Genomic DNA, 3,262 nt, shown 5'->3' on the forward strand with positions numbered 1-3,262 from the left:
CCGACGTGCACGGGCTGGGCGGGCAGCGCGGCCTTGATCATGGCGATCTCGGCGTCGCTCGGCCTGCGGTCGACGGCCGGGTCGGGCATGGGCACCGGGTTGCGGTGTGGCAGCACGACCTGGCCGATCGTGTACAGGGCGAGGTCGTCGAACCCGCGGGCCTTGTTGCGCACCAGGGTGTCCAGCAGCCCCGGCAGCAGGGTGGTCGAGAGCCGGTTGCGCTCGGCGTCGAGCGGGTTGGCGACCGTGACGGTCTTCCGTCGGATGTCGTTCGCGGGCAGGCCCAGGGCGTCCCAGGCGCTGTCGGACACGAACGGGAAGGGCTCCACCTCCACGAACCCGGTCTCGGCGACCGCACGCGACACCGCCCGGACCCGCTGCTGGGCGGGGGTCAGACCCCGACCGGCGGGCGCGGCGGGCAGCACCGACGGGATGGTGTCGTAGCCCTCCAGCCGCAGGACCTCCTCGACCAGCGCCGCGGGGATGTCCAGGTCCGGCCGCCACGACGGCGGGGTGACCGTGAGCGGGTCGGTCCCGGTGACCGCGCAGCCGACCTCCTCCAGCCGCGCCACGGTGGCACCGGGGGCGTAGGTCGTGCCCGCGGTACGGTCCGGGAGGTCGACGGCCAGGGTGATCGCGGGCAGCGCGGGTGCCGCGCCGACGTCCGTGCGGCCGGGCTCGATCCGCCCGCCACCGTGCTCCACCAGCAGGTTCGCCACCAGCTCGGCCGCGATCGGCGGCAGCTGCGGGTCCACGGCCCGTTCGAAGCGCTTCGCCGCCTCGCTGGGCAGCTTGTGCCGCCGGGCGGCCCGCGCGACCACGGTCGGGGTGAAGTGCGCGGCCTCGATGACGACGTCGACGGTCCCCGTCTTCTCCAGCGGGATCTCCGTCGAGGCCCCGCCCATGGTGCCCGCCAGGCCGATCGGGCCCGAGTCGTCCGTGATCAGGAGGTCGTCCGGGTCCAGCGTGCGCTCCACGTCGTCGAGCGTGCGGAGCTTCTCGCCCGTGGCCGCGCGACGCACGACGATGTCTCCCCGCAGGCGCGAGCCGTCGTAGGCGTGGATCGGCTGGCCGAGGTCGAGCATCACGTAGTTCGTGACGTCCACCGTCAGCGAGATCGGCCGCATCCCCGCCGCGAGCAACCGCCGCTGCAGCCACCAGGGGCTGGGGGCGCTCGCGTCCACCCCGGTGACCCTGCGGGTCACGAACCGGGCGCAACCGGTCGGGTCCTCGATGCGGACCGGGTACGCCGCGGCCTTCTCCTTCGGGACCGCCACCTGCAGCGCCGGGTCCGTGTACGCGGTGCCCAGCGACGCCGCCAGCTCGCGCGCGATCCCGCGCACGGCGAAGCAGTAGCCGCGGTCCGGCGTGATCGCCAGCTCGACGACCGGGTCCGTCAGCCCCAGCACCGGCAGCGCGTCCGCGCCCGGCTCGGCCGTGCCCGGCGGCAGCACGAGGATGCCGGAGTGGTCGGACCCCAGCCCCAGCTCCTTCGCGGAGCAGATCATCCCGTCCGAGGTCCTGCCGTAGGTCTCCCGCGCGGCGATCGGGAACGGACCGGGCAGCACGGCACCCGGCAGCGCGGCGACGACCAGGTCGCCGACGGCGAAGTTCCGTGCGCCGCAGACGATCCCCTGCGGCTCGGCGTCGCCGACGTCCACCCGGCAGTACCGGATCGGCTTCTTGAACCCGGTGAGTTCGTCGATCTCCAGCACGCGACCGACGGTGAGCGGCCCCGTGATCTCCGGGAGGGGGTGGATCTCCTCGAGCTCGAGACCGACGCGCACGAACGCCTCCCCGACGACCGCGGGGTCGGCGGGGACGTCGGCCACGTGGTCACGCAGCCAGGACAGGGGGACTCGCACGTCGTACTCCTCAGATACCGAAGGCCCGGCTGAACCGGACGTCGCCCTCGACCATGTCCCGCATGTCCGGCAGCCCGTTGCGGAACTGCAGGGTCCGCTCCAGGCCCATGCCGAAGGCGAAGCCGGAGTAGACCTCCGGGTCCACGCCGCAGGAGCGCAGGACGTTGGGGTTGACCATGCCGCAGCCGCCCCACTCGACCCAGCCCGCGCCGCCCTTCTTCTCCGGGAACCACACGTCCACCTCGGCGGACGGCTCGGTGAAGGGGAAGAAGCTCGGCCGCAGCCGGGTCGTGGACTCGTGCCCGAACATGGCGCGGGCGAAGGCGTCGAGCGTGCCCTTGAGGTGCGCCATGGTGATGCCCTTGTCCACCGCCAGGCCCTCGACCTGGTGGAAGACGGGGGTGTGGGTGGCGTCGAGCTCGTCCGTGCGGAAGGTGCGCCCCGGGCAGACCACGTAGACCGGCAGCTCGCGCTCCAGCAGCGCCCGCACCTGCACCGGGGAGGTGTGGGTGCGCAGGACGGTGCCGTCGGCCAGGTAGAACGTGTCCTGCATGGTCCGTGCGGGATGGTCCTTGCCGAAGTTCAGCGCGTCGAAGTTCAGCCAGGGGGACTCGACCTCGGGGCCCTCCGCGACCTCCCAGCCCATCCCCACGAACACGTCCGCGATCGTCTCGGCGATCTGGGTGATGGGGTGTCGGGCGCCGCGCGGGTGCCGGTCCCACGGCAGGCTGACGTCGACGGTCTCCTCGCGCAGGACCCGCTCGTCCCGCTCGGCGACGAGGACCCCGCGACGGGCGTCGAAGGCCGCCTGGACCTCGACGCGCGCGGCGTTGACCCGCTTGCCCGCCTCGGCGCGCTCCTTGCCGGGCAGGCTGCCGAGGCTGCGCCGGGCGAGCAGGACGGGCGCCTTGTCGCCGAGGTGGGCGGGCCGGACGGCGGCGAGGGCCTCCAGGTCACCCGCGCCGTCGAACGCCTCGCGCGCGGCCTCGACGGCGGCGTCCAGGTCGGTGACGTCGATGCTGCTCATGGCGGTTCCCTCAGGCACGGTCGGTGATCCTAGAACGCTGCCCCGCAGCGCTCGCGTACAGGCACACGGCCGCGGCGGTGGCCAGGTTCAGGCTCTCCGCGCGGCCGTACAGCGGGACCCGCACGCGATGGTCCGCCGCGGCCAGCACGATCTCGGGCAGGCCGTGCGCCTCGCCCCCGAATATCCACGCCGTGGGGCGGGCCAGCACCTCGGCGGCCGCGGGTGAGTGCAGGTCCAGCTCGCCGTGTCCGTCCGCGGCGAGCACGGTCAGCCCACCCAGGGCCGCCAGCACGGTGGGGAGGTCCCGTTCGCGGGCCACGGGGAGGTGGAAGACGCTCCCGGTGGAGGCCCGGACGGCCTTGCCGTTGTG

Annotated in this window: 3 protein-coding genes; all 3 read right to left on the reverse strand. The window is 73.9% G+C overall.

Annotated elements, in window-relative coordinates; translation table 11 throughout:
* Nucleotides 1-1,865 (reverse strand): phenylalanine--tRNA ligase subunit beta (gene pheT / locus H5J29_RS26495; RefSeq protein WP_181783731.1); only part of this gene is annotated, 1,865 nt, incomplete at its 3' end.
* 10 nt (nucleotides 1,866-1,875) lie between these two features.
* Nucleotides 1,876-2,892 (reverse strand): phenylalanine--tRNA ligase subunit alpha, encoded by a 1,017-nt coding sequence (pheS, locus tag H5J29_RS26500; RefSeq protein WP_181783732.1) that lies wholly within the window; start codon nucleotides 2,890-2,892, stop codon nucleotides 1,876-1,878.
* A gap of 10 nt (nucleotides 2,893-2,902) precedes the next feature.
* The coding region (locus H5J29_RS26505) for a TrmH family RNA methyltransferase (RefSeq protein WP_181783733.1) at nucleotides 2,903-3,262 on the reverse strand (360 nt) is incomplete at its 5' end.

The sequence above is a fragment of the Pseudonocardia pini genome (genome assembly GCF_013870575.1).
In the GTDB taxonomy this organism is placed as follows: domain Bacteria; phylum Actinomycetota; class Actinomycetes; order Mycobacteriales; family Pseudonocardiaceae; genus Pseudonocardia; species Pseudonocardia pini.

What these genes read in the sequence shown, in the direction of transcription:
- pheS (WP_181783732.1), bottom strand. Translation starts at nt 2,892, where the DNA reads ATGAGCAGCATCGACGTCACCGACCTGGACGCCGCCGTCGAGGCCGCG.